Source organism: uncultured Gimesia sp., from assembly GCF_937919775.1.
GTDB lineage: Bacteria > Planctomycetota > Planctomycetia > Planctomycetales > Planctomycetaceae > Gimesia.
Genome location: NZ_CALFPF010000310.1, coordinates 1 through 2,085 on the forward strand (window position 1 = coordinate 1; position 2,085 = coordinate 2,085).

Annotated in this window: 2 protein-coding genes; one reads left to right on the plus strand and one right to left on the minus strand. The window is 46.6% G+C overall.

Features of this window, described 5'->3' with window-relative positions:
- Positions 1-242 precede the first annotated feature (242 nt).
- Positions 243-971 carry a tRNA (adenosine(37)-N6)-threonylcarbamoyltransferase complex dimerization subunit type 1 TsaB gene (gene tsaB / locus Q0294_RS08515; protein ID WP_299463341.1) on the minus strand — a complete coding sequence of 243 codons (729 nt, stop codon included), beginning with the start codon at positions 969-971 and terminating at the stop codon, positions 243-245.
- Positions 972-1,215: 244 nt separating this feature from the next.
- Between tsaB and Q0294_RS08520 the strand changes: the two genes are divergently transcribed.
- Positions 1,216-2,085 (plus strand): chloride channel protein (locus tag Q0294_RS08520; RefSeq protein ID WP_299463344.1); only part of this gene is annotated, 870 nt, incomplete at its 3' end.

Consider the following 2,085-nt stretch of genomic DNA (forward strand, 5'->3'; position numbering starts at 1 on the left):
TGAAGAATGGAAAAGTGAAAATCCGACGAACAACAGGGACTCTTTCGAATTTGTCGCAGTAGTTCATAAACTCCGGAGTCTGAAAATCGAACAATTCCTTGGCCTGTATTATAGCCAAGCGGGATTCCGGGTGAGAGTGTCTTCTTGAAATTGTTTCAAGAAAAAAAGAAATCCAGAGTCGTGAATCGAATCGCTTTATTTACGTTTGCCGCCGCTTCCGTCCTGACAGGAAATTACCCTGCTCAATCAGTATGAATCTGTCGTGTCGCGTCCCATTTTTCTTCCGCGGCACTTTTTCTCAGATAAAACGGGGTTAAATCCCAGACTTCACTAAGGGCAGCGTGATCTGCAGACGGACTGTTTTGCAGGATTCGTGCCGTAATTACCGAGATTTTTGCGGCAACCGGATTTCGGAATTCCGGTTCCAGTAGCCGGTAATCGAAAAGAGATGGCGTATCCAGTAACTCAATTCCCGGCCCATTGATGGTATCTCCGGGTTTGAGAGAGTGGCAAAAATCAGTGATTTCCCATAAGCAGATCTCAGACGTTCTTTCCCATTGATTGTCTGAAATTTTGAGATATTTGCCGACAAACAGGTCTCCCCGCTGTGCATTGGAAATCACGTAAGTTTCGCTGATTTCTGGTGGACAATTGAGTGCAATTGCTTCAAAAGTATCCACTCCCAATACCGGGCAACCGGTGACATATCCAAATGTTTTTGCGAAAGCGGTGCCGATTCTCAAGCCCGTAAAGCTGCCAGGACCTCGGCTGACACCAATTCCTGTAATCTGATTCGGAGCCAGTTTCAGTTGATTCAGCAGGTTTTTTACTTCAGAGACCAGCGTTTGTGCGTGTTTTCTTCCCTGTTGCTGCAAATCGATTTGCACCATTTGTTGTTGCGTATCAGAGATTGCGATAGAACCGCAGCGGCCTGAAGTCTCGACACCTAAATAAAACTGAGAATTTTCCACACTGACTCAAACAAAGTACATCGAAAAGAAGATACAAATCAGTTAAAACGGAGTAAAGTATGGCAGACTTCGGTATGGGATCCAAGTCTTCAAACCGGAATTTATCAGTGTCTGCTTGATAAAAAATGACGGCACTTGACCTCACTGTTATTCAAAGGCAGAATCCCCCAGGATTCACCACCCCGGGATTCACCAGGCGAACAGCCGATTTTCTAACCACAATCCAGATTGTAACAGTTCAGATATGATTTTATTCAAAAAGTTTGGCGAATTTCTGATCTCATTCGATCTGAAAACGAATGCAAAATGGTTTGTGCTTTCCTGTTTAATCGGCATCGTCGCCGGATTGGGGGCTATCGTGTTTGATGTCCTGATTCAGGTCGTCGAACATAATTCCCTGGTTGCCATCTCTGGTTTTGATCATCCACAAACTGTGGGCGAGCATTCCATCTACAAGTCAAAAGAGGACAACTCAGATTTTTCACCCTGGCTAATGTTAGTAGTGATTACTTTAGGGGGCCTGGCATCAGGTCTGATCGTCTATACTTTTGCGCCTGAAGCGGAAGGCCATGGTACTGACGCCGCCATTGATGCATTTCATACGAAACGTGGAATCATAAAGCCGATCGTGCCTGTCATCAAAACGATTGCTTCCGCGTTGACTCTGGGGACAGGAGGTTCCGCGGGCCGTGAAGGACCGATCGCGCAGATTGGAGCAGGTTTCGGTTCCTGGGTCGCAACTGCATTAAAACTTTCCGCCCGTGATCGAAGAATCATGCTGGCTGCCGGCGTGGGCGCAGGGATTGGCGCTATTTTTCGTGCTCCTCTTGCGGGGGCTCTGTTTGCGGCAGAGATTCTTTACAGCAACGCTGACTTCGAATCGGATGTGATTGTCCCTGCTGCGATGTCTTCGATTATTGCCTATTCGATCTATTGCATGTCTCTCCCCGCAGGGCTGCGGTTCATGCCACTCTTTGGCAATGAATTGCAGCATACGGTTGGCTCGCATATGGAGTTAATTCCTTATACGATTCTGTCGGTGATTCTGAGTTTGTCAGCTATGATTTATGTGAAGACGTTTTATGGTACAAATCGCATCTTTAAGGCCCTGCCG